We start from the raw sequence: 24,429 nt of genomic DNA, 5'->3' as shown, positions 1-24,429 counted from the left end.
CTCAACGCGATTCTCCTCCGCTGTAACGCATGCCCGATCGAGGGGAAATCCTGCCCGGCTCCACGCTGGGAGCGCCCGTTTCGCAGGTCAGCCGCGCCCGCCGGGGCGCGGGCCTCCGAAACGTAGTTACGAATACGTTAAACGTCTCCGTTGTATAGACGGATCTGAATCGCTAGCTCCGCCTGCGCGAATAGCGCAGACGCCGGTTCGGCGCAAACGCAACGCAGGTGAAGCTTGGATGAATGGGGACCGCTAAGCTCCCACCGGCGGCATAACCGCAGCTCAACGACCCTGTAGTGCCGAGATTTGAGCTTCCGCAATGGAGTGGCGGGCTCGGAAACCATCCTGAACGATCTCCGCTGGGCATGTCAACGCGCCTGCAGTTTTTCGTCGCTGACTATCCATTGACCGGAGCCACGCGTTAAGATCTACAACGAAACGGCGCGTGAGCTGCAACAACACTTATAGATTGGCGAGTGTCGAAGATTTACACACCGACGAGAACGCTCAGGAATCATGAAAAACAACCAAGATTCTCGATGGACGTTCGATTTAATTGGCCGCCCCTTGCGGCGGGAGGGCTGAGGCGATGCGCTGGAACCTGCGGCTGCGCGCGGCCGAAAGAGGCGTCTGGACGTCCGCCGAGATGCGCCGGCTGCTGGCCGAGGCCGGGCTGGAGATCAGCGCCGGCAAGATGTCCGGGCTCTGGACCGGCACCCCCACCATGATCCGGCTCGACGACCTCGACGTCATCTGCGCCGTGCTCGACTGCAGCCCCGCCGACCTGCTGATCCGCGAACCTGAGAAGGTCACGTCCGGGCAGCCGCAGCGCTTGCACGCGGTTGGCGAGAACGCCGCGACCCCACGCCGGACCTGACGACGCGGCACCACGCCGCCCCATCACCAACGACCGATGCTCCTGCACGCCCATCACGTTGAGCAAGCGCGGACCTCATGTCTCGGCATTACCGTCCTCTATGAACAGACGGGCACTTCCCCCAGCGATCCGTTCCGTTGCACCCGCGCGGGGTGGTGGACTGGAGCCATGCGCTGGGATCTGCGGTTGCGGGCGGCGAAGCGAAACATCTGGACGTCCGCCGAGATGCGGCGCCTGCTCGCCGAGGCCGGGCTGGAGATCAGCGCGGGCAAAATGTCCGGGCTCTGGACCGGCACCCCCACCATGATCCGGCTCGACGACCTCGACGTCATCTGCGCCGTGCTCGACTGCAGCCCCGCCGACCTGCTGATCCGCGAACCCGAGAAGGTCGCCTCCCGGCACCCGCGACGGCTCGAAGCCGCCGGGCCGGACGCCGGCCCCCCGCACTGAGGCCGCACAGTCGGCCGGCCTGATCGCCACGCACCTGCCGATCGCCCTGTGGCTGGTGGTCGGGCTGGCCTACGTCTCCGACGATCCGCGCTCAGCCCGGCGACGGATGGACTTCATCCGCTCAGAAGCTCAGTGTTGGACGGCCGAGCCGGACCATCCGGCCGGAAGACGGGACGAGAGGTTCGCCGCCGGGCGCTGGATCAGCGCGCTCGGCTCATTCCGGGGTAGGAGGTGACCCCACTGCCCCGCACCGCCCACGTGCCGCCGTCGGCGCTCGCTCCGCGGAGGCCGTCGAGGGCACCCCGGCCGGCCAGCAACGGCAGCCGGGAATCCTGGAGATCCGCGAAGGCCACGGCCCGGGCCGGGTCGAAGCCGGTGGACAGACGCAGGCGGCGGGCGAGCTGTGCAAAGCCCGGCACCCGGGCCGCGAACACCCACGCGTCCGGAGTCTCCGCGGTCAACCGGCTCGCCGGGCGCAGCCACGACGCGGCCGCCTCCGGCCAGTCCACCACGGCGAGGATGTCGCCGCCACCCGCCGTCCAGGCCGCTTGAAACGCGTGGGCGGCGGCGCGGCTGGAGGCGTCGCGGCTGTGCCCGATCGTGACCGTCCCGGCTTGCCAGTCCGGCGCGGTCAGCAACCCTGTGAGCGTGGCGAGCTCCGCCGCGGAGTGTGCACGTTCCGAGTTGTCCTTCCATCGGGCGTACGCGCCGGGCAGGCACACGCCACAGGGCCGGTACCCCGCCGCGATCGCGGTCGCCTCGTCGGCGAAGAACACCCGGTGCCGTACGTAATGACCGCGCGCGATGGCACGGAGGGCGGACGGGCAGTCCAGCCGCCCGTAGCGGCGCCCCCGGCGGTGACCGCCGAGCGCGCCCGGGGCCGAGCTGCGGTACGGCCGCCCGTCCGCGCCGAGCAGGACATAGCTCATGCGGCGTCGTGGAAGACGAGGCCGAGAGTACGGCGCAGCCCGGAGCGCACGACGCTCACACCGTGCCGCATCGGCGCGTTCGACCAGCCACGCTTGGACGCCACCGGCCGGTCGCGGGTGGTGAAGACCAGGCCGTGGCCCTGCGGCACAGCGATGGCCGAGCCCCGGGTCTGCGCCCGCGGGCGTTGCTCGGTCATCAGGAACTCCCCGCCGGTGAAGTCCACGCCGGGGGCATCCAGGCCGATCACGACCTGCAGCGGGAAGAGCATGTCCCCGAACACGTCACGGTGCAGCGCGTTCCAGTCGCCCGGCCCGTACCGCAGCAGAATCTGCGCGGACCTCGACTGCCCGGCCTCGTGACACCGCTGCAGCCACTCCCCCAGGCTGTCGGGCCAGGGCGCGGGCTTGCCGAGCTTGGCGGCCCAGTCCCGGGCGATCGGCAGCAGGCGGGGGTAGAGCTGCTCGCGCAGGTCGCGGACGGGGCCGGGCAGGTCGTGGGTGAAGTAGCGGTACTGGCCGGAGCCGAACCGGTGGCGGGCCATGTCCACCGTCGTGCGGAACCGGTCCGGCTCGTCGTAGAGGCCGGCGATCTCGAGGCATTCGGCCGGGGTCAGGAGCGGCCCGGTCAGGGCGTTGCCGTGCTCGTTGAGCTGCTCGGCCAGGGTCTCCCCATCGGTCTGGGCGACCCGGTCGGCGTACCCCAGGGTCTTGATCATGGTGTTGGGCTCCTCTGGTCAATGGGGTGTCGCACGGGCCTACAGAAGCGCCGGCTGGAGCGCTCCCTCATGGGTGAGCAGCCGCACCTTGCGCTCGACGCCGCCGGCGTAGCCGCGCATCGAGCCGTCCGCGCCGATGACGCGGTGGCAGGGGCGCACCAGCAGCAGCGGGTTCGCGCCGATCGCCCCGCCCAGGGCCTGAACCCGGTCGCGGGTCAGGCCGAGCCGCGCTGCCAGGGCACCATAGGTGGTCGTCGTGCCGTGCGGGATCTCGTCCACCGCAGACCACACCCGCTGCTGGAATGCCGTCCCGCCGCCGGTGAACGCGATGTCGAAGCGATCGAGCTCACCGGCGAAGTACGCCGCCAGCTGACGGCTGATCTCCGCGAACGGCGCCGGATCCCGGCGCCAGCCGGGCCGCACGGCCGGGGCGTTGCGCTGACCCGGCATGGACAGCGACGTCAACGTGCACCCGTCCGCGGTCTCCTCCCCCACCAGGAGCAGGTCACCCAGCGGGCCGGCGATGGTCGTCCAGACGGTCATCATTGCCTCCTTCATCGAAGCTCTCCGCGTTCAACTCTGCTTCCTCGCGACCGCGAGTGCTGGCGGGATTCGGACATGGCGATCGGCGGGCAGGAGGCATCACGCGGCGGCCTCCAGCGCGAGCAGGACCTTCTTCGCCTCGGGCCCACCGAGGTAGCGCCCTGCACTGCCGTCGGCACGGATGACCCGGTGACACGGCACCACGACCGGAATCGGATTCGTCGCGCAGGCGGTTCCGACGGCGCGCACCGCACCGGGGTTCCCGACCAGCCGCGCGATGGTGGAGTACGGGGCGGTGTGGCCGTACTCCACCGAGGGAAGTGCCCGCAGCACCAGCTGGCGGAAGCCGCGCGACAGACGCCAGTCGAGCGGCACGTCGAACGTGCGACGCCGGCCCGCGAAGTACTCGTCGAGCTGGCCCCGGACCTCGGCCAGGCGTCCGGGAGCCCGCAGCACCCGCGGACTGATCTTCTCCGCCAGCGCCCGCAAGACGGAGTCGTGGTCCTCGCCCTCGTAGGCGACGCGAACCAGGCCGAGGTCGGTGGCGGCCAGCAGCAGCGGGCCGACCGGCGTGTCGACGACGTCGTACGACACGTCCAGGATGCCCTCCGCCTCGGCTGCCGCCGTCAACGTCCGGTGCAGGCGGGCGAGGTGGCCGGCGTCGACGGGGAACGCCTCTACCAGGTCACCGCGGTCGTCAGTGGTCATCGGGGTACTCCTTCCCCTTGGGTCTTGCCCGGATAGATGCGGCGCAGAGCGGCAATGCCGTCGGCTGCCGCGCGACGCGCGGAGGCCGGGCTACCGCCGAGGATCGCCGCCACCTGCGCGTAGGGCAGGTCAGCCAGGTAGTGATAGGCGACAGCCTGTCTCTGCTTCGGCGGCAGCGCCGCCACGGCACTGACCAGCTCGCCGGCGACATCGACATCGGCGGCCGCCACGGCCGCATCGGGTGTCTCGCCGACCGGGACGGCGCGCCGGGACGTCGCACGCACGTTGTCGATCGCCTTGCGATGGGCGATCGTCACCAGCCATGCCTCGACGTTCGCGTCGCCGGGCAGATCCGGATACGCCCGCATGGCCGACAGAAAGGTCTCCGACCACGCGTCGTCCGCCTCGACCGGCCCCAGTACCGCCCGGCAGACCCGGAGCACGGTCGCACCGTGCCGGGCGACGACGGACTCGAACGGTGGTTTGCCTCTCATGCTGGGTAAACGCTCCTCACGCGGAGTTCGTGAGGTCGAGACCAGCCCTTCTTCGCCAGTGCGCGCCGGCCCACCCGACGGCATGGCCGCGTGGGGCGCGAAGCTCACCGTAGCCTGGAGACGTCAGGGCGGCCTTTCACGGCCGCGACCGCGCAGCCGCTCATCTCGCGGCGCGGGCGGGCGAGGCCGGTTGGCTACGGTGCCGGTATCGCACCCACCAGCCCAGCATCAGCAGGCTCACGAGCATGTTGAAGGCGTGCAGACCCCACGCCGGCCCGAACGGCAGACTGAACACATAGAAGGAGTAGACAACGTTTCCCGCGTTGCTCAGCAGGAGATTCCCGACGCTGTACGAGGCCAGATCCTTCGTCCTGGCCGCCTTGACGAGCATCGGCAGCGTCGCCAATACGAACACAGCCGTCGAAAGCACGCCGGCCACCACCGGCCAGTCGATCGTCATCGCACTCCTTTCGCCCGCGGGCGTACGCAAAGGAAACTCCGCTTGGGGCACTCGGCAGGAAGACGCTCGCCCGGCGGATTTCGTGAGGTCCGTGGCGGGATTTCGGCGACAGCCGAAGTCACGAGTCGGGCTCCGCGTGCGGCTGCCCGGTGACGCACGCCCGCATCCGCGGACAGGAGAGGACAGGACGGGAAGGGTTCATAGCAAGCGCATAGGTTCCGCACAGGGCGCAGGCCTCGATTTCTCAGCCCGAGGTCCGATCGTTGCGGACATGACAGCGACAGCCCCGCCCGTCCACCGGGCTCCGGCGCCGTACTCCGGCGGCGCCGATCGGCTTCCGGCCACCCCGCGGTGGTACGCCGATGCGGGTGGCGTGGCGGCCGGTCTCACGCTGTTGATCGTCACCGCCCTGTGGGTGGGCAACGGCGGCTTGCAGCAGGTCGGCGGGGGCGGGGCGGACGCTTTCGCGGCGGCCGGGCGGCTGACCGGGCTGTGGGCGTCGGACCTGCTGTTGCTGCAGGTACTGCTGATGGCCCGGGTTCCCATGGTCGAGCGCGCGTTCGGTCAGGACCGGCTGGCCCGATGGCACCGCTGGACCGGATTCACCTCGTTCTGGTTGATGGTCGCCCACATCCTGCTGATCATCATCGGCTACCGGGGCGCCGACTCCCCGCACTTCCTCGGTGAGCTGTGGGACCTGATCTGGACCTATCCCGGCATGCTCCTGGCCACCGCCGGCACCCTGGCGCTGGTCATGGTGGTGGTCACCTCGATCCGGCTCGCCCGGCGGAAACTGCGCTACGAGTCCTGGCATCTGCTGCACCTCTACGCGTACGCCGGGGTCGGTTTGGCGCTGCCGCACCAGCTGTGGACCGGCACCGACTTCATCGGCAACAAGGTCGCCACGGCGTACTGGTGGACGCTCTACGCGGTCTCGGCCGGCGCCGTGGTCGCGTACCGGATCGGTGTGCCGGTCTGGCGTAATCTGCGCCACCGTCTGGTGGTCGACCGGGTGGTCGCGGAAGGCCCGGGTCTGACCTCGGTCCATCTTCGCGGGCGCAACCTCGCCGCCCTTCCCGTACGCGCCGGGCAGTTCTTCCAATGGCGCTTTCTCGACGGGCCCGGCTGGAGTCGCGCACACCCCTACTCGCTGTCTGCGACGCCGCACGGCCATGGTCTGCGAATCACCGTGAAGACTCTTGGCGACGGCAGTGCCCGCGTCGCCTCGCTCAGGCCGGGCACCAGGGCGCTGATCGAGGGCCCCTACGGCAAGCTGACCGGTGAGTCCTACCGCGGCGGGCCGGTGGTGATGCTGGCCTGCGGCATCGGCGTCACGCCGCTGCTGTCACTGCTCGGCGAGCTGCCGTACGCCCCCGGCGAAGCGACGCTGATCTATCGCGCCCGCACCCAGGCGGAGATCGCGTTCCGCGCCGAGCTGGAGTGGTTCGCCACCCACCGCGGCGTACGCGTGATCTACCTGCTCGGTCCCCGCGCGGACCGGCCGTCCTGGCTGCCCGCCCAGCACGCGGACCACGCCGACGCCGAGGCGCTGAGCACGATCGCACCGTGGATCGCGTACTCCCAGGTCTTCGTCTGTGGCCCGGAAGGCTGGACCGACGCCGCCCGCACCGCCGCCCGCGACGCCGGAGTCGCACCCGAGAACCTGCACACCGAACTGTTCGCCTGGTAACCGCGAAGGACCCCGCCGATGCGCAAGATCACCCTGTGGCTGTTCTCCACGGTCGCCGCCCTCGTCCTGCTGTTCTCCTACCGCACCAGCACCAGCAGCGCCATCGACACCGTGGCCGCCGCGACCGCGCCCGCACCCGAGCCCAGCCCCAGCACCCCGGCCACGTCACCCACCAGCGGCACCTCGCCCACCCCGAGCGCCTCGAGCTCCAGCACGTCGAGCGCCCCTTCCGGCTCGGGCAGCAAGACCTACACCGGGTCGGCCGCCTCCACCCGCTGGGGCGACGTGCAGGTCAGCATCACCGTCGCCAACGGCAAGATCACCGCCGTGCAGGTGCCCGTCTACCCGAACAACAACGGCCGCGACCAGCAGATCAACGCCTACGCCCTGCCCATCCTCACCCAGGAGACCCTGACCGCCCAGAACGCGACCATCGACACCGTCTCCGGCGCCACCGTCACCAGCGACGGCTACCTGCAATCGCTGCAATCCGCCCTCGACGCCGCCCACCTGTCATGACCGTACCGGCGCCGCGCGTCTGAGGCCGAGGGAAGCCTGGGCCGGCAGCGAGGCGGCGGCGACGGCCCGGTCGAGGATGCCGCGGAGCATGATGTGCTTGCCGGACTGGCCGGGCGGTTCCACGTCTTCGACGTCGACTATCCCGGCCACGGCGCCACCACCGTTCCCGCGGGATATCCGATGACCGCGAACCGGATCGGCGCGGACCTGGGCGACTTCATCCAGCAGGTGATCAGAGCGCCGGCGTACGTCACCGGCAACTCCTCGGGCGGCCTGCTCACCGCCTGGCTGGCCGCGAATCGCCCCGCATCGGTCCGGGCCGTCCTGCTCGAGGATCCGCCGCTGTTCTCCGCCGAACAGCCCCGCATCCAGCAGACCATCGCCTACCGCTCGTTCCGGACCAGTGACGCGGGCGCGCGGGAAGGCGTGGACGACTTCCTGCTCTACTGGATCGAGAGCAGCAAGCCGTTCTTCGACAGGAATGTCGGCAGGGGCTCCGCCTTCGCCCTCACCCAGGCGATCAAGTCCTACCGCCGGGCTCACCCGGGCGCCCCGGTCGAGATCGGCCTGCTGCGCAACGACACTGTCCGCCAATTCATCCGGGGCATGGACTCCTACGACCCCCGCTTCGGTGCCGCCTTCTACGACGGTTCCTGGAACGAGGGCTTCGACCACGCCGAGACGCTGGAAAGAATCGCCTGCCCCGCCCTGCTCCTGCACGCCCACGTCACGACCCTGGCCGACGGCACACTCGACGGCGCGATGAGCCAGCAGGAGGCCGACCGCGCGATGTCTCTGCTGCGCAACGGCACGTACCGAAAGATCGACGCCACCCATGTCGTCCACCTGGACAAGCCTGCCGAGTTCACCACTCTGCTCGAGAATTTCTTTCTGGACGGCGATGGATGAGCCGGCCGATCCTGCTTCCGGACCTGCGTCTTGTCCTCGAGGCGTGCTGCTGACAGCGGAAGAAGGGCCGGGTGAGTTGAAGCGCTGCCGCGGCCGGCTCGGCTATTCCTTCGGGGGGAGGGATCGCAGGGCCGAGTGATGGAAGATCAGCGGCAGCACGGACCGGTCGGTGCCGAGCGCGATCGGCTCCAGCAGGACGAGGTCGTGGTCGCCCGCCGGCACGATGCGGTGGACGGTGCATTCCAGGGTCGCGGCGGCGTCGTGCAGGACGACGGCGCCGCTAGCCAGGCGGGTGTGGGCCACGCCGTCGAAGCGCCGGGCCCGGTCCCGGGCGGCCAGTTGCCGGCAGGTGGTGCTGTGGGCGTCGCCCAGCACCGAGATGCCGATCCGGGTCGCCCGGGCCAGCCGCGGCCAGGTGGCCGAGGTGCGTTGCGCGGCGAAGGCGACCAGCGGCGGCTCGAGGGAGATGCCGGTGGCGAACGAGGAGGCGACCATCACCTCGGGGACGCCGTCGACCTCCGCGGCGAGGGCGACGACGCCCGAGGGGAAGCAGGCGAAGGCCTCCCGTACGGCCGCCGGGTCCATGCGGCCGTCGTGCACCGTGGTCATCTCACTCCTCCGTCGATGTTGACGACGCCGCCGGTCATCAGCGCGGCGCCGGGGCCGGCCAGGAAGACGGCGAGGGGCCCGATGTCGTCGGGGTGGCCCACCCGGCCGAGGGCGGTGCCGGCCCGCAGGCGTTCCAGGTAGCCCGGTTCGGCCATCAGGTGCCGGTTGAGGTCGGTGACGAAGGCCCCGGGCGCGATGGCGTTGACGGTGACCGCCGGACCCCATTCCGAGGACAGCGTCTGGGTCATGCTGATGAGGGCGGCCTTGCTGGCGCAGTAGGCCAGCCACTCCGGGGTGCCGCGCTGGCCCGCCTGGGAGGCGGTGAGCACGATCCGGCCGTGACCCTGCCGCAGCATCCGGGCCCCGAAGCTGCGGGCGGTGACGAAGGTGCCGACGACGTTGACGTCCAGCACCCGCCGCAGGTCCGCCGGCGTCGTCTCCAGGGACGGCCGCACCAGGACGATGCCGGCGTTGGCGAAGAGCACGTCGACGCCGCCGTGCTCGCGCCACAGGCGGGTGGCGAGGGACTCCACGGCGGCCTCGGCGGTGATGTCGAGGACCATGCCGCGTACGGTGCCGGGGGCGGCCCGGCCCAGCTCGACGGTCTCGGTCAGGGCGTCGCCGTCCACATCGGTGGCGACGACCTCGGCGCCGGCACCGGCCAGGGCGAGGCTCATCGCCCGGCCCAGGCCGCGGGCGGCACCGGTGACGACGGCGCGGACGCCGGTCAGCGGGGTGTCGGACATGCGATCTCCTCCGGGGTCGTGGGGCGCACCGGTGCGCGCAGGGAGAGCAGGGCGATCGTCCCGGCCACCGCGATGACCCCGGTCACCTGGAAGACGTACCGGATGCCCGTGGTGTAGCCGGTCAGGGCGTCGTGCCCGGGCAGGGCCGCGGCGACCACGACACCGAACGCCGACAGGCACAGGACCGTGGCGAGGCTGCGGACGAACAGGACCAGGGACGAGCCGACGCCGATGTCCGCCGCGGCGAGGTGCCGTTGCGCGGTGACCACGAGCTGCTGGCTCGTGCAGCCCAGGCCCAGCCCGATGAGGGCTCCCGCCGCCGCGACAACGGCGGCGCTGGTGGCGGTCCCGAGCAGGCAGAGCGGGATCAGCCCCAGGAGGGTCGCGGCCGAGCCGGCCAGCAGGACCTGCTTGTCGCGGCGGGTCGCCGAGATGACGCGCCCCGCCGCGAGAGACCCGGCCAGGGTGGTGACGGCCATCGGTACGAGCAGCAGCCCCGACGTGCCCGCGCTGTAGTCCCGGGCGCTCTGCAGGTACAACGACAGGTAGACCGAGGTCGCGAAGGTCACCACCCCGACGGCCGCCGAGGCGACGAGCACCTTCACCAGCTGGGCGTTCGCCAGCAGATGCGGGGGTACGAGCGGAGCCGGCGCCCGCCGCGCCAGGATCACCGCCAGGGCGGTCAGGGCGGCCAGCACGACCAGGACGGTCAGCGACGGCGCCGAGGCCCAGCCCGGCTGCGGGCCGATCACCGTGATCCAGACCATCGCCAGCAGCGCGGTGACGACGACCAGCACGGTACCGGCCAGGTCGAACGGTGCTCCAGTGCCGGCCGCGGCCGGTGCCGGCGGGATGCCGGCCTGGATCAGGGCGACGGCGAGGACCGCCAGCGGGACGGTGGCCCAGAAGGTCCAGCGCCAGCCGCCGAGGTTGACGACCAGGCCGCCCAGGGCCGGGGCCACCACCGTGGCCACGGCCATGACGGCGCCGAGCGAGCCGAAGAAGCGGGGCCGTTCGACCTCGTCGGTGAGGCTGGTGCCGACCAGCTGGGTGAGGGTGACGATGCCACCGGCGCCGATCCCGATGAGCACCCGGCAGGCGACGATGACCCACGGGTCCGGGGCCAGGCCGGCGGCGGTCGAGCCGGCGGCGTAGATCAGGCAGGCGTTGCGCAGCAGAGCCCGGCGGTCGGCGCGGTCGGCCAGCCGGCCCCAGACCGGGGTGGCGACGGTGAGGACGAGCAGGGAGGTGGTGACGATCCAGGAGTACTGGGTCTGGGTGCCGTGCAGGTCGGCCATGATCTGCGGGAGGCCGGTCAGCACCATTGTGTTGGAGGCCATGGCGAAGAACATCGGCAGCAGGAGCGCCGCCATGGCGGTGCGCGACCTCAAGCTCCGGGTCGATCGCTGAGCAGGTTCTCGCGCATGGTGCGGCCCTCGTACTCGGTGCGGAAGAGGCCGCGGTGCTGCAGGACCGGGACGACCTCGTCGACGAACCGGGCGATGCCGGCCGGGACGCCGGACCGCGGGGCGATCATGAAGCCGCCGATCCCGCCGCCGGCGTGGAACGACTCCTCCATGTCGTCGGCCAGCTGCTCGGGGGTGCCCACCAGCTCGGCGAGGCTCTCCAGCCACTGCTGGGCGTACTCCTGGATGGTGGTCGTCGCCGTCGTGATGGACATGGCGATGTCCAGGTAACCCCAGTTCGGCGCGACACCCGCGGCGCGGATCTCCTCGATGGTCTGGTGCACGTAGGCGTCCGGGTCGAGCGGATAGCCGTCCAGGCCCCACCACTGGCTCAGGAAGACGTGCAGCAGCCGCGGCGTGTGCTGCTCCAGGTACTTGCGGCGGTTCTCGTCCGCCTCGGCGGGGCCGGAGACCACGTCGAACTGTCCGGCCCAGAGGATGCCGACCTCCCGCGGGTCCCGGCCCTCGGCCGCGCACGCCTCGTCGAGGCGCTTGCGGTGCTTGGCCTTCAGCTCCAGCGTCGGGCCCTGGGCGAACTGCAGATCGGCGTAGCGGGCGGCGAGGCGCATGCCCGCCCCGGACTGCCCGGCCATCACCTGCATCGGCCGGCCCTGCGGGCAGGGAGCCGTGGGCAGCGGGCCCATCACCTTGAAGTGCTCGCCGACGTGGTCGATCCGGTGCACCTTGGCGGCGTCCGCCACCCGGCCGGTCGCCCGGTCCCAGATCATCGCGTCCGGCTCCACCGAGTCGAACAGCTTGCGCAGGACCAGCTGGAACTCCTCGGCCCGGTTGTAGCGCCACTCATGGTCCGGCGTCGTGTCGTAGCCGTAGTTCTGGGCCTCCTGCGGGAACCCGCTGACCACGGCGTTGAACGCGACCCGGCCGCGGGTGACGTGGTCGAGGCTGGCCATCATCCGGGCCATGTGGAAGGGGTGGTTGTAGGTCATCGAGGCGGTGGTGACGAAGCCCAGCCGCTCGGTGACTGTGGACATGGCGGCGACCATGGGGATCGGGTCGTGCCGGGGCCAGGCGACGCCGAGCTCGACGGTGTCGGTCATGCTGCCGTTGACCATCGGGGTGCCGGCCACGTCGGCGAAGAAGGCGCCGTCGAACTTGCCGCGCTCCAGGATGCGGGCGATGTCCAGGTAGAGGGCGGGGTCGCCGTACATCGCGTAGTTGGTCCACGATCCGGGGTAGCGCCACTTGGCGTTGGTGTGGATGAGCGAGAGATCGCAGATCAGGTGCATTTTCGACATGGCTTCTCCTTGTGCGGTGGAACTCAGGGCCGGTTCCAGGCGAGGAACACCCGGGCGGCGGCCTTCACGGCGATGTCGAGCAGGACCCCGAAGAGGCCGAGCAGGGCGATGACCGCGAACAGCCCGGGCATCGCCAGGCGGGCGGTGAACAGCTGGACCAGGGTGCCCAGGCCGACGCTGGTGCCGGAGCCGAGCAGCTCGGCGAAGACGGCGCCGGTCAGGCAGAGCACGAAGCTGGCCTCGAAGGCGGCGAACAGGTAGGGCAGCGACTTGTAGAGGCGCAGGTGCCGCAGCCGCTGCCAGCGGGTGGCGTGGCTGACCCGCATCAGCTCCTCCTCCTCGGGGGTGCACGAGCGCAGGCCCGTGTACATGTTCACCATCACCGGGAAGAAGACGAACGTCGTGATCAGCACCACCTTCGACCAGATGCCGAAGCCGAACCACACGATGAACAGCGGCGTGAGGGCCACCTTGGGCAGGGCTTGAAAGGCCACGATGTACGGGTTGACGAGGCGGTACAGCACGTCCGACTCGGCCAGCACCACGGCCAGCACGATCCCGACCGCGGCGCCGATCGCGAAGCCGAACATGGCCTCCTGGAACGTCACCCAGGTCGCCTCGTAGACCACGGACGACCGCAGCAGGTCCGCGAGCGCCTCGAGCACGGCGAACGGGCCCGGCACGACCAGCGGATCGATCCGGAACACCCAGACCACGGCCTGCCAGAGGGCCAGGGTGAAGACGATGTGACCGGCCAGGACCGCGGTGCGCCGCGCCAGGCGCAGCACGCTGCTCCGGGGCCGGGGCGCCACGGTGACCGGTTGCAGGACCGGCCGGTCCAGCACCTGCTCGTTCATGGGAACTCCTCGCGGTCGGGGCTCAGTGAGCGATGTGCCGGCGCAATTCGGCGGCCAGGTCGGCGTACGCGGCGGCCTTGCGGGTGTGCTCGCCGCGGGGCCGGGGCAGGTCGATGCCGATGTCCGCCACGACGCGCCCGGGCCGCGGCGACATCACCAGCACCCGGTCGGACAGGTAGACCGCCTCGGTGATGTCGTGGGTGACGAACAGGACGGTGGCGCCGGACTGCTGCCAGATCGCCAGCAGCTCGTCGTGCAGGTGCTCGCGGGTGAGCGCGTCGAGCGCCCCGAACGGCTCGTCCATGAGGATCACCGACGGGCCGGTGATCAGCGCGCGGGCGATCGCCACCCGCTGGCGCATGCCGCCGGACAGCTCCCGCGGATATTTGTCGCCCAGGCCGGTGAGCTTGACCATGTCGAGCAGCTCGCCGACCCGGCCGGCGGCGTCCCCGCGCCTGTCCTTGCCGAGCTTGCCCGGCAGGGCGATGTTCTGCGCGACGGTGTACCAGGGCAGCAGGACCGGGGCCTGGAAGGCCATCCCGACCTGGCGGCTCGGGCCGCGGACCTGCTCGTCGCCGATCAACACGCTCCCGCCGCTCGGTGCGGCCAGCCCGGCGACGATCCGCAGCAGCGTGGACTTCCCGCAGCCGCTGGGGCCGAGCACGGAGACGAACTGGCCGGCCGGAATGGTCAGGGACGTCCGGTCCAGGGCCTGGATGCCCTCGCCGTCGCGCGTGGTGAAGCGCATGGCGACGTCGTCGATGCGGATGTCGGCCGTGTGCGTCATCGCCGGGGCACTCACGACTGCTCCTTGATCGCGGCCGGGTCGAAGTCGTTGGCGGCCTCGATGAACTGGGCGGTGAAGTAGTCGGCCGGATCGAGCTTCAACGCCTTGTCGACGATGCCGTTGCGCTGGTCGTACGCGATCTGACCCGCCCAGCGCTCGGTGGTCTGGATGCCCCAGGTGTAGTCGTCGGGGTGCTCGGCCACGTGCATCGAGCCGAGCGTGGACTGCAGGACGGCGAGGTCCTTCTTCAGCGCGTCGTCCTCGTCGGTGCCCGGCAGCGGGGCCCGCTCGGGATAGGCCGCCCAGAAGATCTTCACCGCGCTCTCGGGGTACTTCTTGAGGTACACCGTCGAGCGGGAGATCGCGCGGGACACCGACTCGACGAGCTCCGGCTGCTGCTCGATGGTGTCGTTGCGCGCCATCAGGCCGAGACCGTCGTAGCTGTGACTCCAGTCCTGCCCCGCCAGCAGCCGGGTCTGCAGCCCCGTGTTCTGCCAGGCGGTGTACATGCCCGGCCAGTAGAGGACCGCGTCGACCTCGCCGGACTTCAGCGCGTTCACGGGCGTCGAGCCGTACCCGGTCGTCACCAGCTGGACGTCGTCGAGCGTGAGCCCGGCGGGCTGCAGCGATTCGCGGAGGAACGCGTCGTAGAACGGGCTGCTGTTGGACAGGCCGATCTTCGCGCCCTTGAGGTCGCCGACCGACTGGATCGGCGAGTCCGGCAGCACCGCCAGATAGATGTTGAGCTCCGGGATGATGTTGTAGACCATGCGCGCGGCCAGCGGCTTGTCGCCGCCCGCGGTCAGCGCCACGTCGGGCGCCGACATCCCGAAGTCGGTCTTCTTGTTGAGCAGCGACTGCACCGTGGCGTCGGCGGTGACGTCGATCGTCATGTCGACGCACTCCTCGGCGAAGTAGCCGAGCTCCTTGGCGAGAATGCCGTAGGGGATGTACGAGACGTCGAGATCGGCCGTCTGCAGGAGCAGATGTGCGGGCGTCATGCTCGCGCAGCCGGCCCCGGCCTGCGCCGCGGCACTTTCCTGGTCGTCGCCGCAGGCGCTCAGGGCGAGCGTGAGCGCGGTGAGACCCGCGACGAGGGTGAACAATCTATGGCGTCGGGACATTGCTGACCTCCACGTGACACGGGTGGCGGTGAGTACGACCGCCCGCCTGCCGTGCACGCTAGGAGCGCCCCGTGAACCCCGGCGTTGCTCCGCGGTTTCCCGGCCATTGCGCCGTCTCCCGACGGAAGTTTCCCCAGGTCAAAGACGCTTTGAAGGTCAACCTGCCGAGCTGCGGGCGTGCAACGAGGTCATCCGGCTGTCGAGAAACGTGTAGTGCAGCTCGGCCGGGCGCTCGAGACGATCGCGATACAGCGTTTCCCGTACGAGCAGCGGGTGCCCTTCCTCGACACCGAGCAGCCGGGCGGTGCGCTCGTCCGCCCCGACCGCCTCGATCGTCACCTCGATCGGTCCGGGCGGCTCCCGGTGGATGCGCCTGTACCAGCTGATCTCGTCCGGCAGCAGCGTGGGGGCGGCCTGTTCCAGCGCGGGCGCGGCGACCAGCCCGTACCGGGAGAAGATCCCGACGGTCCGGTCGCCGGAGGTCAGCACGAACTCCGACATCCGCAGCGACTCCAGCCCCTCGTCCTCGAACCGCTGCGCCAGGTAGGCGGTGGCCGGCACGTCCCGGGTCTCGATCAGCGACAGGTTGACCGTGACCCCGGTGGTCGGGTCGGCACACTCGAAGATCGGATACCGGCCGATCTTCGACACCACCACCGTCCCGGTCTTCGGCCGCCGCTCCACCAGACCGTCCAGGCCCAGCTTGTGCAGCGCCAGCCGCACCGCGTTACGGCTGGTCGCCAGGTCCCTGACCAGGGCATCCTCGGCCAGCCGCCCGAGCACCGGCACCCCGCCGTCGCGGATCGCCGAGCGCAGCAGGGCATAGGCGCGCCGCGGGGACTGCTGCAGGGCGTGCCCGGCCCGCAGTCGTACGCCGAGCGCGCCGGCCGGGTCCGCAATCTGCCTGTCCGGGGTCGTGTCCATGCCCCACCACCTCACTGTCGGTGCTGCTAGCGGGCGCGACGTCGGTCCCGTCCCGCAGCCTCACCCGGCCAAGTTTCCGAAGCCGTGACCAGCGGGTGTCCGACAAGTTACTGATCTTGAGGCGCCCCCGGCAGCAACGTCCGGCAAAGCCGCTGACGACAGGGCATCCTTCGCCGCCGGCAGCCCGGGCGCCGACCGGTCCGCCATGCGCGCCGTATGCCCCGCCGACCGTCGCCGTGCCGCGCAACGGCATGGACAGCGCGGAAACCGCGAGCACCGCCATGATGCTGGAAACAGTCCGGGGCGCCGTCAGCCTTCGCGGAGTCCCTGTCGCCGGGCTCGATGTGCGACATCAGTGTCACTCATCGGCGATGATCCTCACCCACCGACGCCGGGCGATGCCGATCTACGCCACCGTCGCCGCGCAATGAGCGGCTCAGTTTGTGGCGAGAGTTGACATCAAGTTTGCGGAAAACCTTGCGCAGATGATACTCGACCGTGCTGGCACTGATGAACAATTCGCTCGCGATCTCTTGGTTCGTAGCCCCCTCGGCGGCCAGGCGAGCAATTCTCGCCTCCTGCGGAGTAAGGACCCAGGCTGTCGATTCCTTGGGCTTACGTGCCCGCTCCCCAGCGGCGAGGAGCTCCAACTGCGTTCGCTCGGCAAATGCGACTGCGCCCATCCGGCAGAACATCTCATGGGCCGTATTGAGGTGGGCCCGAGCCTCGCCGCGGCGTCGTTGCCGGCGTAACCATTCTCCGTAGAGCAGATGCGTACGGCCACGATCAGTCGCAACCGGGGTCTTTTCCAACTGCTCGATGGCCTCGCGGAACAGCGCTTCCGCCTCCTGGTCAGCGGCTGCGATCGCTTCGCTGCGGGCCAGTAGACCGAGCGCCCATGGCGTTGAGCTGGCTCCGGCCCGGAGGCGCAGCTCGGCCAGCGCGCGCTCGGCCACGGCCGGCTTGCCGTTGCGAACCGCCGCCTCGATCAGGTCGGGCAAGGCCGTGCCGAGGTAATGGGGCGGATTCTCGGCGAGGATCAACTCCCCGACCGCCTGTGCCTCCGGGTATCGGCCGGTCCCGAGGGCCAGCACCATGAGGCCGCGCCGGGCCATCTGCACGATGGCCGGTCCCGGCACGTCGATGGACGGCCCGGCCTGCACGGCCGCCGCCGAGCGTGTCGCCGCGGCGTCCCCCCGCCAGGCGTGCAGCATCACGTCGCTTTCGCGGTAGTACACCGCGTTGGCCCACATGGCCGACCCGATCTCGGCGAATTCGGCGAACAGCAGCTCCGCAGCGGCGAAACGGCCGCACAGCAGCTCCCACATCGCCTGCCCGTACGCGGCGACCTCCAGAACGCGCAAAGCCCCCTGCGATCGGGCGGCAGCGGCGTATCGCTGGGTGACGGCTCCCAGCGCGTCGATGTCCCACAAGTCGATCGCGGCGACGATGCCGAGCAGGCAGCGGGAGGTGGCACTGTCACCGTCGGTGCCATCGCATCGTAGATCCGAGAACGCACCGCGCAGGATGGGCACGGCGGCGCCGAAGCTTTCCGCGATGAGTTTGGCGTGCCCGCTCAGCAGCCGCTCGCCCTCGGAGTCCGGAAGCCGCAGCTTCAATGCGTCCTGCGCGATATGCATCGCGGTCACACCTGGCCCGAGCCGTGGCAGGACAATTGCGGCTTTGAACGCTTCCAGCAGGGTGTCGCGTGCCGCGGCCGGCTCGATCGGTCCGAGGAGTTCCACCGCGTCGAGCAGCAACGATGTAGCGCCTTCACGACCTGTCGCGAGTAGTAGGTTGCCCCGTAGCCGCAGGACGGACGCCGCCTCGGCCGGTGTGTCGAGCCGTGGGTTGCGGCGATCGAGCAAGTCCTCGGCGCGTTGGAGCGCGCCGCCGGTGATGGCGGCGCCCGCGGCGGCGAGCAATCGTGCGTTGCGTTGCCGCCCCTCCACGGTCAGATCAGCTGCCCGGCAAAGGAATGCGGTCTGCGCCAGATAGCCGCCACGGTCCTGGGCACGGTCGGCGCGTTGTTCGAGCTCGGCTGCGACCGCTTCGTCGGGTCCGTCGGCGGCCGCGGCCAAGTGCCATGCTCGACGATCTGCGTCGTGGACCGGGTCGATGACAGCAGCCAACGCTCGGTGCACATCGCGGCGACGCGACGCCGTCGCCCCGCCGTAGACCGCGGAGCGAATGAGCGGATGCCGGAAACGCACCTGCTGGAATGCGGGGTCCGAGACGAGCAGACCGGCACATTCGGCTTCCTCGAAGGCCGCCGTGACAGACTCGGCGGGCGCGGTCACCAGCTGATGGACGGCACCACGCACTACCTCGACGGTGCCGGTGGCGTCCGCCGCGGCGACCAGCAGCGCCGTCTGGGCCAGGGCGGAGTGGCTGTGAACCTGGTCGAGAAACCGGGCCTCCAGCCTGCGGCTCAGTGGCAGCGGACCGCCCAGAAGGAAGTCCTCGACCAGCCCGGCCTGCGTGGCGCTCGGCGTGAGGATGTACGCGAATTCGCGAAGCGCGAGCGGGTTACCGCCGGCCGCGGCGAGGACGCGGTCGACGACCACACGGTGCCGGCTGTCCAGCGGGGCGGCTGCGAGGTCCTCCTCGAGCAGCGCCTTCGCGTCGTCCTCGGGCAGTCTTTCGATGACGAGCTCGGGTAGTCCGTCCAGCGGCAACGCCCGGTCGATCGGGTGCCGGACGCCGAAGATCATCGCGATCGCGTCGAAGTCGAGCCGGCGGGCCACGAACGCAAGTACGTCCAGGGACTCATCGTCGAGCCATTGCGCGTCATCGCAGACAACGAGCAGCGGTCGATCCGCGGCCGCGTCGGCGAGCAGAGTCAGAACCGACAGCCCGACGAGGAACCGATCCGGTGGCGAGCCGATCACGAGGCCGAAGGCCAGCGCGAGGGCCTCGCGCTGCGGCTCCGGCAACCGGTCCCATCCGCCGAGCAGGGGGCGGAGGAGCCGGTGCAGTGCCGCGAAGCCCAGTTGCTGTTCGACCTCGACGCCGTCAACCCGGATCAAGTGGAGTTCGTCGCCTGCGGCAACGGCGTGATCGATGAGCGCGGACTTTCCTATACCGGCGGGCCCCCGCAGGACGAGACTTCGGCTCCGGCCTTGTCTGACCGACGCTAGCAGTCGGGTGATCTCGGCACGCTCCGTAATGCGGCCGCGCATGTGCACATCGGCGATGCTACCGCGTATCCCGGCACGCACAGCAACAGTCAATTCGCTCGTTCCAACAGCGTGATGGCAACCCCGCCTGCCGCCATCGCAAGCTTGCGACGGCTCGGCTGTCCGGTCCCGGCGCCGGCCGGGCTCATCCCGAGGCCGTCCGGGCCACAGCCTGAGCGGCACGCCACGCCCTGGGCGTCTGCCCGTACTGCCGTCGGAAGACCTTGGCGAAGTGGGTGGCGTCGGCGAAACCCCATCGCGCCGCGACGGCCGCGATCGTGCGTCGCCGACCCGCCGGCGAGGCGAGTTCCCGGCGGGCTGCGGCCAACCGCTCGGTTCTGATGCGCTCGCCGAGCACGATGTCCTCACGAGCCAGGAGCACATAGAGATAGCGCACGGAAACATTGTGGGCGGCGGCGATCCGGGTCGCGTTGAGATCACGCTCGGCAAGATGCGACTGCGTGTACGCGAGGACGCGCTGGACCAGCGTCTCCTGCAGCGGCTCCCGGGCCCGTTCCTCGTCGCCGGCGCGGCCGGCGAGCAGACCCCGCAGCAACTGCATACCGGCCTCGATCACCTCGTCGGCGTGCGGACCGTGACGCAGCTCAGCATTGTCGGCCAGCAGCGTGAAGTACTGCCGGACCAGGTCGGCCAGGGGGTCGGTGGCCGACGAGAACGGGCGGGCGGCGGCCAGGTCGACGATCCGCCGGGGCAGCCCCAATTGTTCTCTCGGGATGCGCACGGTCGTCTGGGCGAAGTCCCCGGGGTAGGTCATCGTGAACGGCGCCGCCGGGTCTATCACCGTCAGGTCGCCCGGGGTAAGTGAGGCAGTGCGCCCGTGCTGGGCCAGCTGAAAGCGGCCGGCGGTCTGTACGGCCATCACGAGGGTGTCCTCGGCCACCGACGGCCGGACGCGCTGCACGCAAGCCGTCGGTGGCCCGTCCACCCGGTGAACGGCGCCGGAGTGAGTGCCGACCGTGAGACGTCCCGCCACGCCCATGGCGAGCCTGTTGGTCATCCGGGGCGGGACAGTGATGCGGGCGGCTCGGATGGTGGAATGCCGGTAGAACTGCCGTACCGCTTCTTCCCTGTCGCCGACCGCGATCGTCGCGGTGTCCATCACGGTTCTCATGTGTCGACTACACCGCGGACGCCGAGACGGCGGATCGCGAAGATGTACCAGATTCAGCGACTCGCCGCTTGGATCAGCTCGGCGACATCCGCCGGCCGCGCCATCGGCACCGCATGCGAGGAGTCGATCTCGATCTGGTTCGCAGCCATCCGATGCGCCATGAATCGCTGCGCCGCGGGTTGCACGGCCTCGTCGCGGGTGGCGACGCCGTACCAGGAGGGCAGGCGGGTCCAGGCCGGGTACGCGGAGCCCTCCTTGGCCGCCGCGGTTGCGATGGGCCGCTGGGTCAAGGCCATGACGAGGGCGGCGTCGGCGGCCAGGTCGGCGGCAAGCGTACGATGAAAGTACGGTTCCTCGACCCGCACCTCCGCTGCGCCGCATCGCAGGCTCGCCGTCAGCGCCGTGGTCCGGAACCGCACCATGACGTCGTTGCAGCTTTCTCCGAGGTCGAGCCCGAACCCGGCCACGTAGACAAGGCCGATCACGTGATCCAGGCCGGCCGGAACGTTCGTGATCACGGCGCCGCCGTAGCCGTGGCCGACCAGGAGCACCGGCCCGTCGATGCTCCGCAGGACGCCGCACAGGTAGCGAGCGTCGGTGGCGAGGCCGGCGAGCGGGTTGGCCGGCGCCACGACCGCGCTGCCCCAGCCGCGCAGCTCCCGGATGACCGTGCCCCAGCTCGAGGCGTCGGTGAAGGCATCGTGGACAAGGACGATCGTGGGCTGGGTCATGGGCCTCAGGTAACGCCATGGCGGCACCGGACGCATCGCGTGGATGTACCAGATGATGTGACGGCGGCGACAGCCGTCGGATGAGGGTGCACAGACGGCACAAGGGTGTGCGCGGCGGGCACGGTCACGCCGGGCAACCCTCCCTAGCGTCGCCTCCAGATCGCAGTCGAAAGCCGCCTGTCGGAGGTTCCCGTGTTCAAGTCCTTGTCAGCCTCGCTGTTGTGGCGGGGAATTCTCGCGCTCGTGGTCGGCGTCGTGTCGCTGGCGTGGCCCGGCATCACCGTCGGTGCCTTCGTGTTCATGTTCGCGGTGTATGCGCTGCTCATCGCCGGCATCGACGCCGGACGAGCCTTCAGCAGCGACAAGGCCGGTCCGGTGGTAGGCAATCTGATTCTGGCCCTGCTGGCCGTCGCCACCGCGGTGGTGGCGATTGCCTGGCCCGGCATCACCGCGCTGGTACTCACGCTGACGGTCGCGGTCTGGGCGTTCGCCAGCGGTGTGGTCGAGGTCGTGTTCGCCTTCCGTCGCGGGGCGACTGCCGGCGAGCGGGCCATGTGGGCGGTCAGCGGCCTGATCTCGCTGGCGCTCGGTGTGTCGCTGGCGGTGCGCCCGGACATCGGGGCGGTCAGCCTCGCCACCGTGTTCGGCATCTTCAGCGTCGCGTACGGGATCGCCCTGTTCAGCCAGTCGGCCCGGGCTCGCAAGGCCGGCAAGTTGATCACTGCTTGACCGGGCGGTACGACCCGTGCGGCGCCGGCGTCCCGGCGCCGCACGGGCATGGGCGAGAGGGGGCAGGCCGTGCTCGAAACCAACCGCGTGCTGCGACAGCTGATTCAGCCCAGCGACGCCGCCGCCGACCTCGGCGGCATCCGATTCGGCGCCCGGTGCCTCAGCACAGACACCAGGCTGCGGATCGGCGGCGACTGGTACCTGTCGCTGCGCCGGCCCGACGGCGACGTGATCATTGCCGTCGGCGACGTGGCCGGACATGGGCGCAACGCGGCCATCATGATGATCCCCCTGCGCTTCGCGGCGGCCGCCTACGCGGAACAGGCGGCTCAAGCGTCGCCCGCCGCCCTGCTCGCGAGCCTCAACACCATGCTCTGCGCCGGCGGTCGACCAGCGGCGACAGCTGTGATGGCCCGGTACCGACCGGCGACCGGCGAAATCACGTGGGCCAGGGCCGGACATCCGCCCATGCTGCTGGCCGCGGCCGACGGCACGGTCGGGCCACTGCCGAACCCGCCAGGCCCGCTGCTCGGCGTCTTCCCGCGTGCCCGGTACACCGAGTACACCCGCTCCTTCCCCGTCGGCGACCGGGTCGTCATGTACACCGACGGCATCATCCGACGTGGCCGGCACATCGACGATGAAATCCAGGCGCTGGCCGCCCGGATCGCACGTACCGACCGCACCCGGCCGCTGCTCGACCAACTGGCTGTCCGCAGCGACCACGACGACATCTGCGTTCTCGTAGCCGAACGCACCGAATGACTCGTGCCGTTGGCCTGGGCGGTCGCACCGCCGTCGGCCCGGGAGGCATCGGGGCTGGGGTCCGGCTGGGCCGGCCAGGCGGGATGGCACTACGGCCGCCTGCTGCGCGATGCGGTAGCCATGCCGGCGGTGTCGGTACTGGTCGCGGCGCTCGTGGGCGGAGCGCTGCTCGGCCCGGCCGGTGTCGTCATGGCTATCTCCGTGGCGGCGGCCAAGGCCGTGTACACCGCGCTACGAGCGCCGGCCGCTGCTCTCGTCGCGCCAGGCGGCGGGGCTCATCCCGTACGCCCGGCGGAAGACCTTACTGAAGTGGGTGGCGTCGGCAAAGCCCCATCGACCCGCGACGGCGGCGACAGTGCTGCGACGGAGCCACGGTGACACCAGGTCGGCCCGCGCCGCGGCGAGTCGCTCGGCGCGGATCCACTCGCTGAGCGCGATGCCCTCGCGGGACAGCACCAGGTAGAGATAGCGCACGGAGATATGGTGGGCGGCGGCGATCCGGGCGGCGTCGAGGTCGTTGTCGGCGAGGTGGGTCCGGGCATAGTGCAAGATCCGGTCCGGCAGTGTCTCGTGCCGGGGCTCCCGGGCTCTTTGCGGGTCACCGGCCTGGCGGGCCAGCAACCCCCGCAGCAGCCGCAGAGTCGTTTCCACCACCAGGTCCGCGCTCTTGCCGCGGCGGAGCACCGGGTCACCGACCAGTTTGCCGAGATTGGCGGCGACGAGGGCTGCAAGCGGATCCGATACGGGGGAGAAAACCCGTGCGGTCACCCGTCGGACGTCGGCTTCCGGGAGCCGCAGGGCCACGCGCGGGATGCGGGCCGTGGCCTGGGCGAAGGCGCCGTGGTAGCGCACGGCGAATGGCGCCGTCGGGTCCAGGACCGTCAGCTGGCCCGGGCCGACCCTCGTCTGCCGGCCGTCCTGCCGAACCAGCACGGCACCCGAGGCCTGGCTCGCCAGGAGAAGCGTGCGCTCCCCGTCGCGTACAGGATCTTTCTGCAGGCACAATGCGGTGCCGGTGCCGGTGCCGTCGAAAGTTCCCAGGTTGAGCCGGCCCGCCCGGCCCATCCGCATGGTGTTGCGCATGCCGACCGGGATCTTGATATCGGCGGTGCCGATACTGGTGTCCCGGTAGAACTGGCGGACGGCGTCCGCCCGGTCGCCGGGTCGCAGGCCGGCGGTGTCGAGAACGGTGTGCATGAACCGATCCAACCCCTGCGCCGGCCTGACCGGATCGCGCGGACATACCAGATGTCAAGGTACTGCGTGGGTGAGCTGGACCCGCGACGTGACCCCGAGCTTGCGGTAGACGGCGCCAAGGTGAGTGTTGACCGTGTGCGGCGAGATCGACAGCTCGGCCGCCGCCGATCGGTTCGTGTGCCCGTCGGCGATGAGCCGGGCGACTCGCTGCTCGGTGGCGGTCAGCGCCTTCCAGCCCGATTCCGGGCGTGCGGTGCGCGTCGGGCGGCGCCGCCCTGCGGCCCCGAGCTCACGTAGCCGGTCCTGGGTCCGCCCGGCCTCGCGGGTCGAGCCGTGTGAGCGGAAGATGTCCAGGGCACGAGTCAGGGCCGGCACCGCGCCGCGGTGATCGCTCCGCCGGACCCGGGCCTGGGCTTGATCCACCAGGGCGCGCGCGTAGAGCAGCTGGCGTGGGCCGTTGGCCAGAACGGAAACCGCACGGTCCAGTTCAGTCTCGTCGCCACTGACGATGGCCGCAGCGTGCGCCGCCATGCCTTCAGCGCTCGCTGTTCCCGGATTGAGGCGGGCGTATTCGGCGGCCATCGAGGCCAGCTCGGCCGCGAGGGTGGGGTCGTCGCCGCGCATGGCCACGG

At 70.6% G+C, this 24,429-nt stretch carries 26 protein-coding genes; 7 read left to right on the top strand and 19 right to left on the bottom strand.

Annotated features, from left to right (window positions below; translation table 11 throughout):
- The first annotated feature begins 589 nt into the window (after positions 1 to 589).
- Complete coding sequence (locus RBH18_RS08310) at positions 590 to 877, top strand: helix-turn-helix domain-containing protein (protein WP_306205394.1); 288 nt, start codon at positions 590 to 592, stop codon at positions 875 to 877.
- 168 nt (positions 878 to 1,045) lie between these two features.
- Positions 1,046 to 1,327, top strand: a complete 282-nt coding sequence (locus RBH18_RS08305; protein ID WP_306205392.1) for a helix-turn-helix domain-containing protein — start codon at positions 1,046 to 1,048, stop codon at positions 1,325 to 1,327.
- Positions 1,328 to 1,527: 200 nt separating this feature from the next.
- Here the strand turns inward: RBH18_RS08305 and RBH18_RS08300 are convergent, their stop codons facing one another.
- From RBH18_RS08300 to RBH18_RS08275, 6 genes are all read right to left on the bottom strand, one after another.
- The gene (locus tag RBH18_RS08300; RefSeq protein WP_306205390.1) at positions 1,528 to 2,256 is read right to left on the bottom strand and encodes a type 1 periplasmic-binding domain-containing protein; all 729 of its coding nucleotides are present in this window, start codon (positions 2,254 to 2,256) and stop codon (positions 1,528 to 1,530) included.
- Positions 2,253 to 2,972 (bottom strand): 2OG-Fe(II) oxygenase, encoded by a 720-nt coding sequence (locus RBH18_RS08295; RefSeq protein WP_306205387.1) that lies wholly within the window; start codon positions 2,970 to 2,972, stop codon positions 2,253 to 2,255. Before RBH18_RS08295 ends, RBH18_RS08300 begins: the two co-directional genes overlap by 4 nt.
- A 39-nt stretch (positions 2,973 to 3,011) precedes the next feature.
- Complete coding sequence (locus RBH18_RS08290; RefSeq protein WP_306205385.1) at positions 3,012 to 3,515, bottom strand: methylated-DNA--[protein]-cysteine S-methyltransferase; 504 nt, start codon at positions 3,513 to 3,515, stop codon at positions 3,012 to 3,014.
- A 99-nt stretch (positions 3,516 to 3,614) separates the two neighbouring features.
- Complete coding sequence (locus RBH18_RS08285; protein ID WP_306205383.1) at positions 3,615 to 4,223, bottom strand: methylated-DNA--[protein]-cysteine S-methyltransferase; 609 nt, start codon at positions 4,221 to 4,223, stop codon at positions 3,615 to 3,617.
- Positions 4,220 to 4,717, bottom strand: a complete 498-nt coding sequence (locus tag RBH18_RS08280) for an RNA polymerase sigma factor (protein WP_306205514.1) — start codon at positions 4,715 to 4,717, stop codon at positions 4,220 to 4,222. Before RBH18_RS08280 ends, RBH18_RS08285 begins: the two co-directional genes overlap by 4 nt.
- Before the next feature lie 160 nt (positions 4,718 to 4,877).
- A complete protein-coding gene (locus RBH18_RS08275; protein WP_306205382.1) occupies positions 4,878 to 5,177 on the bottom strand; it encodes a hypothetical protein in 300 nt (99 codons plus the stop codon).
- A 271-nt stretch (positions 5,178 to 5,448) separates the two neighbouring features.
- Here RBH18_RS08275 and RBH18_RS08270 point away from each other — a divergent pair, with 271 nt between their 5' ends.
- From RBH18_RS08270 to RBH18_RS08260, 3 genes are all read left to right on the top strand, one after another.
- Entirely contained in the window at positions 5,449 to 6,867 is a 1,419-nt protein-coding gene (locus RBH18_RS08270; RefSeq protein WP_306205380.1) for a ferredoxin reductase family protein, read from the top strand.
- An 18-nt stretch (positions 6,868 to 6,885) separates the two neighbouring features.
- Positions 6,886 to 7,386 carry an FMN-binding protein gene (locus RBH18_RS08265; protein ID WP_306205377.1) on the top strand — a complete coding sequence of 167 codons (501 nt, stop codon included), beginning with the start codon at positions 6,886 to 6,888 and terminating at the stop codon, positions 7,384 to 7,386.
- Between the two features lie 93 nt (positions 7,387 to 7,479).
- Positions 7,480 to 8,295 carry an alpha/beta fold hydrolase gene (locus RBH18_RS08260; protein WP_306205375.1) on the top strand — a complete coding sequence of 272 codons (816 nt, stop codon included), beginning with the start codon at positions 7,480 to 7,482 and terminating at the stop codon, positions 8,293 to 8,295.
- Between the two features lie 102 nt (positions 8,296 to 8,397).
- Here the strand turns inward: RBH18_RS08260 and RBH18_RS08255 are convergent, their stop codons facing one another.
- From RBH18_RS08255 to RBH18_RS08205, 11 genes are all read right to left on the bottom strand, one after another.
- Entirely contained in the window at positions 8,398 to 8,904 is a 507-nt protein-coding gene (locus RBH18_RS08255; protein ID WP_306205373.1) for a flavin reductase family protein, read from the bottom strand.
- Entirely contained in the window at positions 8,901 to 9,650 is a 750-nt protein-coding gene (locus tag RBH18_RS08250; RefSeq protein ID WP_306205371.1) for an SDR family NAD(P)-dependent oxidoreductase, read from the bottom strand. Before RBH18_RS08250 ends, RBH18_RS08255 begins: the two co-directional genes overlap by 4 nt.
- A complete protein-coding gene (locus tag RBH18_RS08245) occupies positions 9,632 to 11,023 on the bottom strand; it encodes an MFS transporter (RefSeq protein WP_306205369.1) in 1,392 nt (463 codons plus the stop codon). Before RBH18_RS08245 ends, RBH18_RS08250 begins: the two co-directional genes overlap by 19 nt.
- A 14-nt stretch (positions 11,024 to 11,037) precedes the next feature.
- Positions 11,038 to 12,372, bottom strand: coding sequence for an NtaA/DmoA family FMN-dependent monooxygenase (locus RBH18_RS08240; RefSeq protein ID WP_306205367.1), 1,335 nt, complete (start codon positions 12,370 to 12,372; stop codon positions 11,038 to 11,040).
- Between the two features lie 23 nt (positions 12,373 to 12,395).
- A complete protein-coding gene (locus RBH18_RS08235) occupies positions 12,396 to 13,229 on the bottom strand; it encodes an ABC transporter permease (RefSeq protein WP_306205365.1) in 834 nt (277 codons plus the stop codon).
- 22 nt (positions 13,230 to 13,251) lie between these two features.
- Positions 13,252 to 14,031, bottom strand: coding sequence for an ABC transporter ATP-binding protein (locus tag RBH18_RS08230; protein WP_306205363.1), 780 nt, complete (start codon positions 14,029 to 14,031; stop codon positions 13,252 to 13,254).
- Positions 14,028 to 15,140, bottom strand: coding sequence for an ABC transporter substrate-binding protein (locus RBH18_RS08225; RefSeq protein ID WP_306205361.1), 1,113 nt, complete (start codon positions 15,138 to 15,140; stop codon positions 14,028 to 14,030). Before RBH18_RS08225 ends, RBH18_RS08230 begins: the two co-directional genes overlap by 4 nt.
- A 156-nt stretch (positions 15,141 to 15,296) precedes the next feature.
- Entirely contained in the window at positions 15,297 to 16,064 is a 768-nt protein-coding gene (locus tag RBH18_RS08220; protein ID WP_306205360.1) for a GntR family transcriptional regulator, read from the bottom strand.
- A 362-nt stretch (positions 16,065 to 16,426) separates the two neighbouring features.
- Positions 16,427 to 19,246 carry a LuxR family transcriptional regulator gene (locus tag RBH18_RS08215; RefSeq protein WP_306205513.1) on the bottom strand — a complete coding sequence of 940 codons (2,820 nt, stop codon included), beginning with the start codon at positions 19,244 to 19,246 and terminating at the stop codon, positions 16,427 to 16,429.
- Positions 19,247 to 19,388: 142 nt separating this feature from the next.
- A complete protein-coding gene (locus RBH18_RS08210) occupies positions 19,389 to 20,375 on the bottom strand; it encodes an AraC-like ligand-binding domain-containing protein (protein WP_306205359.1) in 987 nt (328 codons plus the stop codon).
- 53 nt (positions 20,376 to 20,428) lie between these two features.
- Complete coding sequence (locus RBH18_RS08205) at positions 20,429 to 21,106, bottom strand: alpha/beta hydrolase (protein WP_306205358.1); 678 nt, start codon at positions 21,104 to 21,106, stop codon at positions 20,429 to 20,431.
- A 192-nt stretch (positions 21,107 to 21,298) separates the two neighbouring features.
- On the opposite strand from RBH18_RS08205, the gene RBH18_RS08200 reads away from it, so the two are divergent.
- Together RBH18_RS08200 and RBH18_RS08195 are read left to right on the top strand one after the other, a co-directional pair.
- Positions 21,299 to 21,835 (top strand): HdeD family acid-resistance protein, encoded by a 537-nt coding sequence (locus RBH18_RS08200; protein ID WP_306205357.1) that lies wholly within the window; start codon positions 21,299 to 21,301, stop codon positions 21,833 to 21,835.
- Positions 21,836 to 21,904: 69 nt separating this feature from the next.
- A complete protein-coding gene (locus tag RBH18_RS08195; protein ID WP_306205356.1) occupies positions 21,905 to 22,600 on the top strand; it encodes a PP2C family protein-serine/threonine phosphatase in 696 nt (231 codons plus the stop codon).
- Positions 22,601 to 22,831: 231 nt separating this feature from the next.
- Here the strand turns inward: RBH18_RS08195 and RBH18_RS08190 are convergent, their stop codons facing one another.
- Positions 22,832 to 23,797, bottom strand: coding sequence for a helix-turn-helix domain-containing protein (locus RBH18_RS08190; RefSeq protein WP_306205355.1), 966 nt, complete (start codon positions 23,795 to 23,797; stop codon positions 22,832 to 22,834).
- Between the two features lie 54 nt (positions 23,798 to 23,851).
- The coding region (locus RBH18_RS08185) for a helix-turn-helix transcriptional regulator (RefSeq protein WP_306205354.1) at positions 23,852 to 24,429 on the bottom strand (578 nt) is incomplete at its 5' end.

The organism is Actinoplanes oryzae (genome assembly GCF_030757795.1).
In the GTDB taxonomy this organism is placed as follows: Bacteria; Actinomycetota; Actinomycetes; order Mycobacteriales; family Micromonosporaceae; genus Actinoplanes.
This window is presented reverse-complemented; position numbering and strand designations above follow the sequence as displayed.

Bases quoted from the DNA above. Each gene is read 5' to 3' on its own strand.
- RBH18_RS08310 (WP_306205394.1), top strand. From the start codon at position 590: ATGCGCTGGAACCTGCGGCTGCGCGCGGCCGAAAGAGGCGTCTGGACG.
- RBH18_RS08305 (WP_306205392.1), top strand. From the start codon at position 1,046: ATGCGCTGGGATCTGCGGTTGCGGGCGGCGAAGCGAAACATCTGGACG.
- RBH18_RS08300 (WP_306205390.1), bottom strand. From the start codon at position 2,256: ATGAGCTATGTCCTGCTCGGCGCGGACGGGCGGCCGTACCGCAGCTCG.
- RBH18_RS08295 (WP_306205387.1), bottom strand. From the start codon at position 2,972: ATGATCAAGACCCTGGGGTACGCCGACCGGGTCGCCCAGACCGATGGG.
- RBH18_RS08290 (WP_306205385.1), bottom strand. From the start codon at position 3,515: ATGACCGTCTGGACGACCATCGCCGGCCCGCTGGGTGACCTGCTCCTG.
- RBH18_RS08285 (WP_306205383.1), bottom strand. From the start codon at position 4,223: ATGACCACTGACGACCGCGGTGACCTGGTAGAGGCGTTCCCCGTCGAC.
- RBH18_RS08280 (WP_306205514.1), bottom strand. From the start codon at position 4,717: ATGAGAGGCAAACCACCGTTCGAGTCCGTCGTCGCCCGGCACGGTGCG.
- RBH18_RS08275 (WP_306205382.1), bottom strand. From the start codon at position 5,177: ATGACGATCGACTGGCCGGTGGTGGCCGGCGTGCTTTCGACGGCTGTG.
- RBH18_RS08270 (WP_306205380.1), top strand. From the start codon at position 5,449: ATGACAGCGACAGCCCCGCCCGTCCACCGGGCTCCGGCGCCGTACTCC.
- RBH18_RS08265 (WP_306205377.1), top strand. From the start codon at position 6,886: ATGCGCAAGATCACCCTGTGGCTGTTCTCCACGGTCGCCGCCCTCGTC.
- RBH18_RS08255 (WP_306205373.1), bottom strand. From the start codon at position 8,904: ATGACCACGGTGCACGACGGCCGCATGGACCCGGCGGCCGTACGGGAG.
- RBH18_RS08250 (WP_306205371.1), bottom strand. From the start codon at position 9,650: ATGTCCGACACCCCGCTGACCGGCGTCCGCGCCGTCGTCACCGGTGCC.
- RBH18_RS08245 (WP_306205369.1), bottom strand. From the start codon at position 11,023: ATGGCGGCGCTCCTGCTGCCGATGTTCTTCGCCATGGCCTCCAACACA.
- RBH18_RS08240 (WP_306205367.1), bottom strand. From the start codon at position 12,372: ATGTCGAAAATGCACCTGATCTGCGATCTCTCGCTCATCCACACCAAC.
- RBH18_RS08235 (WP_306205365.1), bottom strand. From the start codon at position 13,229: ATGAACGAGCAGGTGCTGGACCGGCCGGTCCTGCAACCGGTCACCGTG.
- RBH18_RS08225 (WP_306205361.1), bottom strand. From the start codon at position 15,140: ATGTCCCGACGCCATAGATTGTTCACCCTCGTCGCGGGTCTCACCGCG.
- RBH18_RS08220 (WP_306205360.1), bottom strand. From the start codon at position 16,064: ATGGACACGACCCCGGACAGGCAGATTGCGGACCCGGCCGGCGCGCTC.
- RBH18_RS08215 (WP_306205513.1), bottom strand. From the start codon at position 19,246: ATGCGCGGCCGCATTACGGAGCGTGCCGAGATCACCCGACTGCTAGCG.
- RBH18_RS08210 (WP_306205359.1), bottom strand. From the start codon at position 20,375: ATGAGAACCGTGATGGACACCGCGACGATCGCGGTCGGCGACAGGGAA.
- RBH18_RS08205 (WP_306205358.1), bottom strand. From the start codon at position 21,106: ATGACCCAGCCCACGATCGTCCTTGTCCACGATGCCTTCACCGACGCC.
- RBH18_RS08190 (WP_306205355.1), bottom strand. From the start codon at position 23,797: ATGCACACCGTTCTCGACACCGCCGGCCTGCGACCCGGCGACCGGGCG.